Consider the following 13,173-nt stretch of genomic DNA (forward strand, 5'->3'; position numbering starts at 1 on the left):
TCAGGGCGCATTGAATGCGGTAGAGTTTGACCCGACGGTTTTCCCATCAAGGACGTGCGCGATTGCATCCACCCGATTCGCACTCTTTAGGTACAATAGCCCCTTCTCGACCTTGAGGTTGGGAGACTTCGAACGAGGAACGGGGCCATGAAACGAATCGTATTTGTGGAAGCGCCGGACGCCGTCGGTCTGGTTCATCGAATCACGGGCGTTTTTGTCGAGCTTGGACTGAATATCGTCACCAACGACGAATACGTGGCACAGAAAAACCGTCGCTTCTTCATGCGCAGCGAGGTGGTCGGTACGGCCGATGATCAAGTCATCCGTGTCGCCCTGCGGGAGCGCCTGCCCCTTGCCGAAACCATTTGGGTCCTGCCCGAGCGGAAAAAAGAGATCGTGGTGCTCGCGACCAAGGAATCTCATTGCCTCGGCGATTTGCTGCTGCGCCAATACGCGGGCGAGTTGAAGGCCAACATCAGGGCGGTCATCGCCAACCACGACACCTTGGGTTCCCTGGTCGAGAAGTTCGGCGTGCCCTTCGTGCACGTACCCCACAAGGGATTGACCCGTGAAGCCCACGAGCGAGCCATGCTCGCCGAAATCCACCGATTCGAACCGGAACTCCTGGTGCTCGCCAAATACATGCGGGTCCTGAGTTCGGATTTCGTCAGTGCCTTTCCCCATCGCATGGTCAACATTCACCACAGCTTTCTGCCGGCCTTCGTGGGTGCCCAACCCTATCGTCAGGCCTGGGAGCGCGGCGTGAAGATCATCGGAGCCACCTCGCATTTCGTCACCGATGATTTGGACGCGGGTCCCATCATCGCCCAGCAAGTGCTGCCCGTGGACCACACCCACAGCGCTCGCGACATGGCGCTCGCCGGGCGCGACGTGGAAAAGAACACCCTGGCCAACGCCCTGAAGCTGGTCTTCGAAGATCGAGTCTTCGTTTTCCAGAACCGAACCATCATCTTCAACTAGTGCTCATCCGGAAACGGAATGGGTGGAATTTTCAAGTTGGTTTGATTGGATGGGCCCGGTATCGGGCCACAGGGGCTCGCTCTCGACAAGTTACTTATGCGTAGATGATTGGCAGAAACCCGGTGGCTGGCTGCCGGCTGTCGTGGGGACTCGGCCGATTCCAAGGGCGGATGGTTTGACCGATTTGGGCGCGCGACGGCGGGTCCGGCGCGCCTTTCGGTACCATTAATATATGTATTGAACCTTTGGGATCGCCTGTCGCCATCCCTTCGACCGATTCGTGGCGGGTGTCAGTCCACGAAGTGGTCCGCATCGCGAACCAGGTTTTCTTCCATTGCGGCCATCCCCTCACTGATTTTCAGGTTCAGGCCTTCGTGTTTGAAACTCATGCCCAGCGCGTAGAGCACCTTGAACAGGTTTTGGGAGCGACACTGTTCGCCCATCTGGCCGATTCGAAGAATGGGCAATCCGAAGGCCCCGGCGATTTCCACGTGAAAGGTGTCGGCCATGTATTGGCGAAGGGCCAGACCGTCGATGCCTTCCGGGATCTTGATCGCGACCACCGAATTGAGCCGGTATTCTTTCGGCACGTACAACTCGAGACCCATGGCTTCGATGCCGGCCTGGAGCGCGGTCGAGCTGAGTTGGTGCCGATCGAAACGCTTTTCGAGGGTTTCCTCGCAAATCAGGCGCAGTGCTTCGTGGATGGCGAGAATGCCAGGGACGGGTGCCGTGTAGTGGTACTGCTGAAATCCCCAGAACCGCCAGGCGCGGCGTGCGTCGAAACACCAGTGGGGGTGATCGCCGGGCCGTTGTTTTAGCGTGTTCCAGGCCTCGTCCGAAAAGGCGATCAACGAGACGCCCGGAATCGAGGAGAGACCTTTCTGACCTCCGGTCACCAGGGCGTCGATCTGCCAGTCGTCCATGTACATCGGCATGGTGGTCAGGGTACACACCGCGTCGACCACCACCAACGCGCCTTGGGCCTTGGCCATTTTCACGATTTCGGGGAGATGGACGTTCTTGATGCCGCAGGACGTTTCGCCCTGAACCATGGTGACCACATCGTAGCGATCGCGGGCGAGCGCCTCGCGAGCCATCTCGATGGTGATCGGTTTGGCGGTTCCGGGGGGTTCGAAGACATCCACTTCGCCGCCGACACCCGCGGCCATGTCGGCGAAACGTCCACTGAAGGTGCCGACCTTGAAGATGAGCGCCTTGCGCCCCGGCCAGAGGAGGTTGGAGACCGCCATTTCCATGGCCGCCGAGGAGGGCCCGGCCACGCCGAAGACCTTCTCGGCGCGGGTTTGAAAGCAATAGCGGGCCATGCGTTTGACGTTGTGAATGATTTTGTCCATCGTCGGTCCCAGGTGATTGATCACCTCGCCGTTTGCGCGGGCCACGGCTTGAGGTATGGGCACGGGACCCGAGCCCATGAGCAGCAGGGGCTCCGAAGGCAGAATGCTTTGCAGGGGGGTCAATTGCTCCGGGATGGGAACGGTCATGGTGCACCTCGAACGACGAAGAGAAGATGGTGGGGCAGACCCGAGGTGCCCGTCCATGGGGACGACGGACGGGTTGGCGGGCTCGAGTCGATTGGAAGTGAATCTTCTCTGAACCTTGTCGGAATTAAAGGGTTTTTGGTTGAGAGGGCTTTTTCTGAAAAACCGGTCGGAGGAGAAGTCGTGGTGAGTGAGAGATGCGAACCCGGAGAGATCGACCAATCGTTTCTTTTGGAGATGGAGATTTTTTTGCGTTATCGATAACCGACATTATTCCGTGTATTGGCTGTTTGGGAATATGTGAATCATATTTCCCCGTTACAGAAGTAAGTCAGTGTTTTTCTTGATAAAAGAAGTGTCTCTGTCGTGATCCAGGGATCATTTGATGGTATAAATACCGAGAAATACCTTTTCATAAAAAGACACATGTTCTCGATGGCACGGAGGTTCCTTTTGAAATCCCTCTTCCTATTGTCCGCGTTTTTATGTCCGCTCGTTTTCGCTGATTACACCTTGTACAAACTCGTCCTTACCGGCGAACAGGAGACCCATTCAGTGGAAACCGATGCGGTTGGCTACGCCACCTTGGTAGCCAGCAAGGATCTCGGGGAGCTGAGTGTTTTTTTGACGCACGACGTCCAGAACGTCACCGCGGCGCACATCCATGAGGGCGCGCCTGGACAAGACGGTGGCGTGGTTTTCGATCTCGGTGACGGCACCAGTCCGATTCAGACCATCATCGACCTCACGGATCGGGAGTACGAAACCCTGGCCGGGGGTAACTACTATATCAACGTACACTCCGAAGCCGTTCCCGCCGGAGAGATACGGGCGCAGATCGTGGGTGGCGTCGCCCCGGACCTGTATGAAGTCACGGTGACGAATGTCACGAAAGGGCAGCCATTTTCGCCGCCCTTGATTGTCGCCCACAATGACGGCGAGCGGCTGTTTCAGGCGGGGGCTCCGGCCTCCGACGGCCTGGCCGCCCTGGCCGAAGACGGTGACAACATGCCGCTCATGACCAGTTTGACCGCCAATCCCAACGTTTTTCACGTGGCCACTTGCGATCCCGTGCCCCCGGGCGGATCGGTGACCATCGAAATTTTTGCCTACGGGGCGATGCGCCAGATCTCGGTGCTGGGCATGTTGGTCAATACCAATGACGCCTTTTTCGCGGCCGACAGTCTGCGGGTCAGAAACCCCACGCTATTCAAGCGCGACCTCTTCGCTGAAGGGACCCAGGTCATGGCGTTTGCCTACGATGCGGGCAGCGAAGCCAACAACGAGGATTGCGGTTTCATCCCGGGTCCGGCCTGTGGGTCCGCGGGTGTTCGGGCCACGGAAGGTGCCGAAGGCTACGTGCATGTTCACAACGGGATCCAGGGAACCGCGGATCTCGGCTCCGCCGCCTACGATTGGCGTGGTCCGGTGGCCGTGATCCACATCGAACGTTCCGAATGATGAACGCGAAGGACCGACAACCGGTGCCCCGCCACGGTGCCGGTTGCGGTTTGTGTCGCCTCGATCCGTCGATCAGGTTTTGGTAACCGCGCTCTGTTACCGGCTGAGATGGCCGGGCCGCGCATCCATCCGGGGGGAGAGGTGTGCAAAATGTTGCGTATCTCACTCAACACCTTGAAACGACCCGAGTTGCTGTAAAAAATTTGTTCCATTGAGTGACTATCTAGGGTATCTTAAATGCGATAAATCTCCGGTAACCCATGATTTTCATATGCGATGCAGGATAACATGTTATTCTCACGTAAATAACACAAATGAAGGGCAGGTGGTTCTTGCTGAGGAAATCTTGTTTGGTGAAAAAGTGATTTAAATGCCTGAGATGTCAAGTTGACTAGTATGAATGTCATTTAGGGATATATCTGGTTGTTGGATTTCATTTCTTTTACTTTATATTAGTCAGGGATGTGATGTCGTGGAAGACGTAGTTTTCGAATCATGGACATTTTGTTGAGAAAAATTTTGGGAATTTTGACCTCTATTAAGGGGTTTTTGGTAAGAGAGATCCAGTTCGAAATACGGAATTTTTTATTTTTTTTCCACGTGAACACCCAATGAGTACTCCGCCAAGGCTGGAAAAGTCTCATTTTTCTCTTAGGTGAGTGTTATTCGCTCGTTTTGGTTTTTTGAGCCTGAAGAGGTTTAGATACAGCCCTTTAGGTGAATTCGTACCTTTTGGCGAGTCAACACGATGCACGAGGATTGTGTGAATATGTTCTTTTTTTGGAAAAAGGTGACAGCCTCTTGTGACCAGAAAGATGACAAAAAACACAAATAAGACTCTAAAGATTCGGTGTGTGGTCGCCGATCGTCAAATCAAGCCCAAACAAAAGACTATTCAGGTAAGGAAAAAGCAGATCATATATGTCTTGATAGTGATGTGTAGACGGATAAAAGAAATAAAAAGGCGGTAAAAAAGATTTCAATCCGTAGGCAAATTCTTTCCCGGAATCTGTCTCAAACAAAAAAACTCCACGAACTTACCTGCCCTAAACATAGGGGTGATTTGGAGGTCTTTCATGAAAGTCACCTGGACCACGAGTATCTTCTGCCTTCTCCTGGCTTTTTCTCCTCACCATGTCTTCGCTCAGGGACTGCCCACCGTAGATCCTGAAGAAGCAGGCCTTTCCGCCGAAGCCTTGGAGGCTTTTACGAGTGATCTTGAGTCCCAGGTAAACTCTGATGGCATGTCTGGCGCCGTTCTCGCCATTATCCGCAACGGTAAGCTCGCGTTTCAAACCACGGTCGGTGTTCGCGATCAGGTGTCCCAGGCACCGATGACCAGTGACACCATCTTCCGGATCGCCTCTGATGGCAAATTGATCGTGAGCTTCGCGGTCCATCTTTTGAGAGAAGATGGCGCCATTCATTTCGATGACCCCGTTTCCTACTATATCCCCAGCCTGGCAAACCGTGAGATCCTGGTGGCCACCGAGTCGGTGAGCGCCGAGGAATTCGTCACGGTTCCGGCCACCGAAGAAATCACCATTCGCCACCTGCTCAACCATTGTTCCGGTATCGACTACGGTTTCAACAATACGCCCATCATGACGGACATCTACCAAGCAGCCGGTGTTCAAGACGGGCTGGCGCCTACCGAGGGCTCCATCGGCGAGATGGTGAACGATTCCCTCTCCCAGGTGCCGCTGTTGTTCGAACCCGGTGAACGGTTCAACTACGGTCTCTCCACCGACGTGCTCGGCTACTTGGTCGAAGTGGTCTCCGGTCAGTCGCTTCAAGGCTTCCTGCAGGATCGGATTTTCGATCCGCTGGAAATGCACGACACCTTCTTCCACGTACCCACGGAAAAGCTGGATCGCGTCGCCACGATCTACCAGCCGGTCGAAGGCGGTCTTCAGGCGTTGCCCGACGAGCCCTTCGAGATCTTTCCGCACCTCTTCATGAGCAATGGACTGGGCACCAACGGTCCCCAGACCTATTTCTCCGCCGGAGCGGGCCTGTGCACGACTCCCGACGATTTCAGCCGTTTCATGGCGATGCTGCTGAAAAAAGGGAAGTTGCTCAAAAAAAGCGGCCAATGCAAGGTGAAGGTTGCCAAAAAGAAGACGGTCAAGCGCTTCCTCAATCGAAAGAAAAACGACGTCGTGGATCTGGATGCGGGAACTATCGCGGCCTTCAATTGGGAAGGTTACCAGTTCATGAACGGCTTCGCGATCAAGACCAACAAGAACGCTTCGAACACGCCTTCGCCCAAGGGAACCATTTCCTGGATCGGCGCATACAACACCCATTATTTCCTGGATCCCAAAAACAAGTTGGGTGGCTTCATCATGACGGGTCTGTTCCCCTATCTGCAGACCGGGTACCCGCAAAACCTGGAGGAGCTGACCTACGCGGCGCTTCTGGATGAAGATGAATACTATGGCGACGACGACGATGACGACGACGATGACTGAGCGGTGCCGCGGCGCCGACAATCGTCGAACATCGAATCGGTGATCGGTCATGGATCTTTGGACCCATGACCGGTAGGAAAAGGCGGGAACCTTCCCGCCTTTTCTGGTTGAAGGCCCGCTCCGATTCGGCGCTCCGCACGGGTCGGTTTCGAGATGGTCTTCGAGCCGAATGGGTTCCCGTCCAGCCAGAAACAGGGTCTCGATGGTGGGTTCCATGTGATCGACCCGGCCCTCGGTGCAAACCGATGTGGGCGGTCAGGGGCGTGTATTTTCCAGTGCCCATCCGGAAAGAGGATTTTTCTGAAAATGCTTCTCTGAATCGGTTGGATTTCCATTGCCATCGGGCATCGGCACTTAGAGATTGTGTGTTAACTAATCGCTTGAAAACAAGGGTTTTGTTGGAGCCTGGGGTTTGAGGGGCCATGACGTGTCCGTCCAGCCGAACCCTCGCGGGAGGGGCAACCATCCGGTTTCTGGATGGGCACTGGTTCAAGGGTTATCGTGTGCATATGCCAGCTCTCGTATTTTTTTGGAGTTAGTAAAGTTTCCGAAAATTTTTTTGGTTCGATAGTGGTTGTACGGGTTCTTCGGGGTGTGATAGTCTGATGGAACAAGTAATTTTCAACCTATCGTCTCGTTTCAGCGACTCAAGCCGGCAGCATTTCGTGAAAAAGGCTCTATGTATCGTTTCGCCTTCCTCACCAAGTGAGGTAAATTCGTTGCTATTTTGCGATAATCACGTGTCACGCCAGGAGTTTAGTTTAAGGAGAAGCTTGTATGTCCAATGTGGAAAAGGCCACAGAGATCGTTTACGCCGCCATCGATGAGGTCAACAACATGCTTGCGGAAAAGCAGCGGATACCGAAGGATCCGAGCATCGTTCTGTATGGCCAAAACGCGGTGATCCCTTCATTGATGTTGATGAACCTGGTCGTCGCGGTGGAGGAAGTGTCGGAAGACGAGCACGAGGCTGAAATTTCCATAACCAAAGTGTTTCATTCGGTGAAGGACCTGATCGATCAGGTCAAGGATCTTTTGGACGAGGAAGGTTGACATGAGCGAGCCCAACGCCAAGTGTTTGATTCTTTCCGACTTTAACGCCGAAAACCTGGGGGCCCTGCTGACCAATTGTTCCGACACGCCGGCATTGGATCTGCTGTTGCCGGATTTCGGTCGGGGCTTGGAGATCCTGTTCGTGGGCAACCATCCCATGTGGGACGAAAAGCCCGATTACGCGTTCGTGTGGACGCGTGCCGAGGGCGCCATCAAGGCTTTCCAAAAGTTGCTGGACGGCCAAGATGTGAAAGAAGAGGACCTGCTCGCCGAGGTGGACGACTATGCCGCCGGCATTTTGAACGCCGCCAAAAAGGCGCGGGCCGTCTTCGTGGCCAGTTGGACCGCCCCCTATTACCGCCGCGGCTTGGGCATGTTGGATTACAAACCGGGCGTGGGCTACACCTATTTCCTCACCAAAATGAATTTGCACCTCGCCGAAAAGCTCGGCGCCGCCACCAACGTGTTTCTGCTGAACGCGGAACGCTGGGTCCAGAAGGTGGGCACCAAGGGTTACAGCCCCAAACTCTGGTACATGGGCAAAGTGCCCTTCAGCAACGGCGTCTTCAACGAAGCGGTGATCGACCTCAAGGCCGGTGTGCGCGGTCTGTTGGGTCAGGCGCGCAAGCTGATCGTGCTCGATCTGGACAACACCACCTGGGGCGGGATCGTCGGTGACGACGGCTGGGAGAACCTGCACGTGGGTGGTCACGATCCCGTCGGCGAGGCCCATGTAGACTTTCAACACCGCGTCAAAGAGGTGACGCGTCGCGGTATCGTGTTGGGTATTTCATCCAAGAACGAGGAATCGGTCGCGATGGAGGCCATCGAGAAACACCCCGAGATGGTGCTTCGCAAGGACGACTTCGCCGGTTGGCGCATCAATTGGATGGACAAGGCTTCGAACATCGCCGATCTGGTCAAGGAGATCAATCTGGGTTTGCAGTCGGTGGTATTCCTCGACGACAATCCCACCGAGCGGGCCCGGGTTCGCGAAGCCCTGCCCGAAGTCTTCGTGCCCGAGTGGCCCAAGAACGCGCTCAACTACGCGGCCGCCTTCCAGGAACTGGCCCTGTTCGACATTCCCGCCATCAATCCCGAGGACCGCAAGCGCGCCGAGATGTACGTGGCCGAGCGGAAGCGCTCCGAATTGCGCGAAGGCGCCGACATGTCCACCTGGCTGTCGAAGCTGGAAATCAAGGCCGAAGTCGAGAACCTCAACGATTCCAACCAACAGCGTACGGTTCAGTTGCTCAACAAGACCAACCAGATGAACCTCACCACGCGTCGTCTGACCCAGGAAGAGTTGATCGACTGGATCGGCGTCGAGGGCCGCTCGTTGTGGACCCTCAAGGTTTCCGACAAGTACGGCGATTACGGCCTGACCGGCATCGTCAGCGTGGATTACTCGGAGGGCGGCGATACGGCTTCCATCGTCGACTTCATTCTCAGTTGCCGCGTGTTCGGCAAGAACATCGAGCAGACCATGCTGCACTTGGCCGTGCAGTACGGGCGCTCCATGGGCGCCAAGCAGGTCCGTGCCCGTTATCTCGAAACCAAGAAGAACAAACCCTGTAGGACGTTTTTCGAGAATTCGGGCATGACTCGCGAGGGAGATATTTTTAGCTGGGACGTGGCGACGCCGCATCCGCCCCCGGAATTCGTCCAGATCATTCAAAACTGATTCGTGGTGATTCGCGCGTCATCTGGCGCGCCCAAGGCCTGATCGCGTGGAAGGAGAGGGTGTCATGTCCAAGGAGTTCAAGGCCGGCTTTTGGCCCACGACCTGTAAAATCTACCAGGATCGATTTCGCGGTGCGGGAAACATCCTGACCGTCTTTCGGGCTTCCGGCCCCTTGACCCTCGACCTCCTGAAGCGGTCCGCCGCGGTGTTGATGCTGCGCCATCCCATGTGCCGCGCCAACTTGGAGGAATTGAACAAGCGGTACTATTTTTTCAACATCGACGAAGCCTTTTCCCAGATGTCCAGTTGGTCCGAACAGCGGGATCTGGTACCCATCCGGGAGGTATCCCGCGAGGACGACGCCCACTTCGAGCGACTGGCCGAACGGGATTTCGCCGAGAATTTTCCCGACGACGCTCGTTTCCTGTGGCGATTGACCTTCATCAGGGATCCGGACGATCGCGATCATCAGTTCCTGCACGTGATGAGTCACGCGGTCTCGGATGCGCTTTCCACGGCCACCTTCTGCAAACAGTTGTTGGAATTGGCGGCGCCTCTGGCGGAACGAGACGGTGGCGACACGCCCATCCAGACTTTGGCCTCGGACCTGGTCGGTGAGGCCTTCGCCTTTCGTCCACCGGTGGAAACCATGATCAAGAAGCCCGAGCTGGATGCATCGAGCACGTCCGCGGCCGTCGCCGAAGAAGCATTGGGCATATGGCGCAGCGAGGGCGACGCGCCGCTCGAAGAGCGCTTTACCTATAATATATATGAAGTCGTCGAAGAGCCTTTGTTGCGCCGTCTGCATCAACAGGCAAAATCACATGGCGCGACCATTCATGCCGGCCTCACGGCAGCCTTTTTGACGGCCAGCGCCGCCAAGTTCGGCCTGAACGGCACGGTTCCCTTTAGTACCCCTGTCAACCTGCGGCGGCATTGTGAGCCCGAAGTCGGACCGGAAGACTTCGGTTGTTATGTTACTGTGGAGCAAACCCATTTCGATGCAAGTGGGAAAATGTCCTTTTGGGAACTCGCCAAAGATTGCAATAAAATACTAAAGGAAAAAATTCAGGTTAGTGCCTCGGCCGGCTTTCTACCGGTTCGCTTCAATAGATCGTTCATTCAAGAAAAAATCACCAACGAACTGGGTGAGTTGAACGAAGATCGGCGCTGTCCCGGAGGACCGGGCTTGTCCAACCTGGGATTGCTGCCCTTCGAGGCGACATTCGGCCCTTTTTCCTTGAACGAGTTGTACTTTACCAATTCACAGGTAAACGGCTACTACCCGGTGTTTCTTTCGGTCTTGACCTTTTCGGGGCGCGCTTTCTGCGTGTTTTCTTGTGCTTATCCTTTACTCTCCAAGGAAACACTTCGTCAGATTGCCGACGAGACTCTGAAATTAGTTGGGAAGCATGCTTGATGTCGATATGTCTGCTTTTTTGAGGCGGTGTTTTACTGAAAGAAGATGTGTTGACCTAGGGAATGTTAACGCATGAAAGAATCGTCGCATTGGCGAATGGTGTACCCTTTGTGGATTAGTACATTTATGATTTGTTTTTCCGATGTTATTTTCGGGTTTGGCAGGACTCGCTGTGTGTTGCAGACAGGGTTTTATTTTCTTGACTTGGAGGATATCCGCTGTAAAATCAGAATATCCTTAACTTCCCAACCTGAAACTTAGGATCGAATCTTCATTGATTGGAGGCCGTACCATGAGTCTGGCTAACGCCATTACCTTTTTGGGACGCTATACTCTTCTTTTCGCCATCGCCCTATCTTTCTCGCCTTTGGTCGCTCAGGATGATCTGGACTTTGCATCCATGAGTTTGGAAGACCTTCTCAATGTCGAGGTTGTAACCGCTTCCAAAAAGGCCGAGTCTCAGTGGGACGCTCCTGGTGTAGTTACGGTTGTTACCAAAGCCGAGCTGGAAAAATTCGGCGGCAACAATCTCTACGAAATACTCGACCGGGTGCCGGGTCTGCGCATGACGCAACTTTCCGTTGCGGGCCAGCCCGCCATCAGTTCTCGTGCCGGCAACAAATTTTCGGGCAGTAACCACACGCTGCTGCTGCTCAATGGGCGGCCCTTCCGCCAATCCCTGAACGGATACGCCTATCAAACCGTCTTGCGCTCCTTCCCGATTCACATGATCGAACGCATCGAGGTCGTGCGCGGTCCGGGTTCGGTACTTTACGGTACCAACGCCTTGGAAGCGGTTGTCAACGTCATCACCAAGTCTCCCGAAGAGACCAGCACCATGTTGCTGGGCGGGGGCGGCACCGACCTTGCCCGCGAAGGTGAATTCGTCGTCGCCACCAAGAGCGGCGACCTTTCGGTCATCGCCGGGGTCAACTACTGGGACGAAGACGGCTATCCCATCGACGGCATCACCTCTCCCTTGATTCCGGGCGCGCCCGTGCAGGGGATCGACATCTACCGCGACGACAAGTCGGGTGCCATGGCACTCAAATTCAAAGGTTTCTCTCTGTCGGCCTACGGTGGTCAGTTCAACAAACACTATCATTATCAGCCGGACTTTTTCACCGTCGAGCACAAGGCCCTTCTCGTGGATGCCGGTTACGAGCACCAGATCAACGACAATTGGAGCTTCACCTTCAACATCACCCACAACCAGTACGGTGAAGACATCATCAACAACCTCGGGGCGGATCCCGTCATCGCCTTCGACTTCAACACCAAGGACACCTTGATGGAAGGTACCGTCTACGGCAAGTTGGGCGAAAAGGTCGATATCCTCGTGGGCGCGGTCGGTTACTACCTGTCGGGATGGGCGAACTTCATCGCTACGACCTGGGACCTCTCCTGGCGCAGTGGTTACGGACAGGTTAGCTACCAGGTCAACGACTCCTTCAAAGTACTCGGCGGTTTCCAGTACAACGAAACCGACAGTGGCGACAACACGGTCCCCCGCGTAGGCGTCATATACAACAACGCGGACAGCGGCTACGGCGTCAAGCTGCTGTACGGCGAGGCGTTCCGTTCGCCGTATCCCAACGAATCGTTGATCGACGTTCCCGATGCAGGCGGCTCCAAGCCTAACCCGAACATCAGTGCCGAGACCATCGAGAGCTTGGATCTCCAGTTCTTCATGGACAAGGAGCGCTACCAGTTCGCCGCCACGATATTCCAGGTAACCCAGGACGATTTCATCACCCTGTTGCCGATCGAAGACCCGATCTACGACTTCCAGTTCCAGAACGCGGGTAGTTTGGATATCGAAGGTCTCGAATTGGAAGTCAAGTACGTGCCTTCCGAGCGCATTTACTTCCTGGGATCGGCCACCTATCAGAGCAACGAAAACGATGCCGGCGTCGACGATGCCACGCTTCACGGCGACCTCGCCGTCAAGCTCGGTTTCGCCTACAACCAGGGCCCCTTCAACCTGGGTATCTTCAACTCGTATTTCGAGGGCTGGAAACCCAATTCGGACCTGCCTGGCGCGCCCGTTACCGCGGCCAACCCGCCTTCCGACGACATCAACTATCTGTCGCTCAACCTGGGCTACGATTTCTCGCTCGCCGGTACCAGGGGCAACATCAGCCTGTACGGCAAGAACATCCTGGACGACGAGCTGTACGAGCCGATCTTCGTCGTACGTACCATCAACACGACCCAGACCGAGGGTGGCGCCCAGTACTACGGGCAGCTCAAGCTGTTCTTCTAAGTATCACGCGCACGGTTGAAAAAAGGAGGGCATGCGCCCTCCTTTTTTTATGCCCAGAACCCGGGGCGTCCCATGTGGGCTGTGTATTCGTGGCCAATCCTGAAGGGTTGGGCGACGTTCGCATCCAACGGATCTTGGGAGGGTGACCGTCGCGGGCCAATCCTGAAGGGATGGCCGACGTTCCCATCCAAGTTTCGGCCGGCCGCGAATAACGCCCATCCGCAGCGAACGATCCGTTCGACGGGTCACGAACGACGGACATGCGAACACGACGGATGACCCGATCCTCCGAACATGGATTGCCGCGGAGGCTTCACCCCACCCGCGGTCGA

8 protein-coding genes are annotated in these 13,173 nt (G+C 55.4%); 7 read left to right on the plus strand and 1 reads right to left on the minus strand.

The window, feature by feature from the left end:
• The first annotated feature begins 147 nt into the window (after positions 1 to 147).
• Entirely contained in the window at positions 148 to 981 is an 834-nt protein-coding gene (purU, locus tag J3U87_RS20680) for a formyltetrahydrofolate deformylase (RefSeq protein WP_237377675.1), read from the plus strand.
• A gap of 290 nt (positions 982 to 1,271) precedes the next feature.
• Here the strand turns inward: purU and J3U87_RS20685 are convergent, their stop codons facing one another.
• A complete protein-coding gene (locus J3U87_RS20685; RefSeq protein ID WP_237377676.1) occupies positions 1,272 to 2,486 on the minus strand; it encodes a pyridoxal-phosphate-dependent aminotransferase family protein in 1,215 nt (404 codons plus the stop codon).
• Positions 2,487 to 2,996: 510 nt separating this feature from the next.
• Here J3U87_RS20685 and J3U87_RS20690 point away from each other — a divergent pair.
• The 6 genes from J3U87_RS20690 (at position 2,997) to J3U87_RS20715 (ending at position 12,841) form a co-directional block, all read left to right on the plus strand.
• On the plus strand, positions 2,997 to 3,944 hold the full coding sequence (locus J3U87_RS20690; RefSeq protein WP_237377677.1) for a spondin domain-containing protein: 948 nt from the start codon (positions 2,997 to 2,999) through the stop codon (positions 3,942 to 3,944).
• 1,076 nt (positions 3,945 to 5,020) lie between these two features.
• Complete coding sequence (locus J3U87_RS20695; protein ID WP_272932389.1) at positions 5,021 to 6,418, plus strand: serine hydrolase domain-containing protein; 1,398 nt, start codon at positions 5,021 to 5,023, stop codon at positions 6,416 to 6,418.
• Between the two features lie 777 nt (positions 6,419 to 7,195).
• Positions 7,196 to 7,471, plus strand: coding sequence for a hypothetical protein (locus tag J3U87_RS20700; protein WP_237377679.1), 276 nt, complete (start codon positions 7,196 to 7,198; stop codon positions 7,469 to 7,471).
• A 1-nt stretch (position 7,472) separates the two neighbouring features.
• A complete protein-coding gene (locus tag J3U87_RS20705) occupies positions 7,473 to 9,155 on the plus strand; it encodes an HAD-IIIC family phosphatase (protein ID WP_237377680.1) in 1,683 nt (560 codons plus the stop codon).
• A gap of 64 nt (positions 9,156 to 9,219) precedes the next feature.
• The gene (locus J3U87_RS20710; protein ID WP_237377681.1) at positions 9,220 to 10,575 is read left to right on the plus strand and encodes a phthiocerol/phthiodiolone dimycocerosyl transferase family protein; all 1,356 of its coding nucleotides are present in this window, start codon (positions 9,220 to 9,222) and stop codon (positions 10,573 to 10,575) included.
• Between the two features lie 292 nt (positions 10,576 to 10,867).
• On the plus strand, positions 10,868 to 12,841 hold the full coding sequence (locus J3U87_RS20715; RefSeq protein WP_237377682.1) for a TonB-dependent receptor plug domain-containing protein: 1,974 nt from the start codon (positions 10,868 to 10,870) through the stop codon (positions 12,839 to 12,841).
• Positions 12,842 to 13,173: the final 332 nt, after the last annotated feature.

This window comes from Sulfidibacter corallicola, from assembly GCF_017498545.1.
Classification (GTDB): Bacteria; Acidobacteriota; Holophagae; order Acanthopleuribacterales; family Acanthopleuribacteraceae; genus Sulfidibacter; species Sulfidibacter corallicola.